Annotated in this window: 1 protein-coding gene; it reads right to left on the bottom strand. The window is 39.9% G+C overall.

Going from position 1 to position 947, the window contains the following annotated elements; translation table 11 throughout:
* A partial coding sequence (locus ASJ81_RS13785; protein WP_141241732.1) for a PKD domain-containing protein occupies positions 1-947 on the bottom strand: 947 nt, incomplete at both ends.

Raw genomic sequence — 947 nt, 5'->3', positions numbered from 1 at the left:
TAAGTACCGTCTCCAAAGTTCCATTTCCATGAAGTTGGACTATTGGTACTTTTGTCAGTAAAGGTAACACTCAAAGGTAAATTTCCTGACGCAGGAGATGCAGAGAATGCAGCAACAGGTTTTGTAACTGATGTCACAGTTATGTAATTTGTTTTTATTTCCGTATCTTTACCAGCCGCATTACTCACTGTCTCTTTCACAGTGTAAGTTCCGGCTTTTGAGTACGTATGCGTTGGATTATATTCAGTTACCAGGTCAGATCCGTCTCCGAAGTTCCATTTCCAGGAAGTCGGGGAACCTGTACTCTTATCAGTAAACTGTACCTTAAGTGGAAAACTTCCTGATGTTTGAGATCCTACGAAGTCTGCATCAGGAGCTTTTGAAGCTTCTGTTACTGTTATGTAATTTGTTTTTATTTCCGTATCTTTACCTGCTGCGTTACTTACCGTCTCTTTCACAGTGTAAGTTCCGGCTTTTGAGTACGTGTGCGTTGGATTATATTCAGTTACCAGGTCAGATCCGTCTCCAAAGTTCCATTTCCATGCCGTTGGACTGTTAGTACTCTTGTCAGTAAACTGCACCTTCAATGGAAAACTTCCTGATATTGGAGATCCTACAAAGTTTGCATCAGGGATTTTTGAAGCTTCTGTTACTGTTATGTAATTTGTTTTTATTTCCGTATCTTTACCTGCTGCGTTACTTACCGTCTCTTTCACAGTGTAAGTTCCGGCTTTTGAGTATGTGTGCGTTGGATTATATTCAGTTACCAGATCAGATCCATCTCCAAAGTTCCATTTCCATGCCGTTGGACTGTTAGTACTCTTGTCAGTAAACTGCACCTTCAATGGAAAACTTCCTGATATTGGAGATCCTACAAAGTCTGCATCTGGTACTTTTGAAGCTTCTGTTACTGTTATGTAATTTGTTTTTATTTCCGTATCTTTACC

The sequence above is a fragment of the Methanosarcina spelaei genome, assembly GCF_002287235.1.
Taxonomy (GTDB): Archaea; Halobacteriota; Methanosarcinia; order Methanosarcinales; family Methanosarcinaceae; genus Methanosarcina; species Methanosarcina spelaei.
The sequence above is the reverse complement of the archived record's forward strand: the minus strand, read 5'-3'. Positions and strand labels throughout refer to the sequence as shown.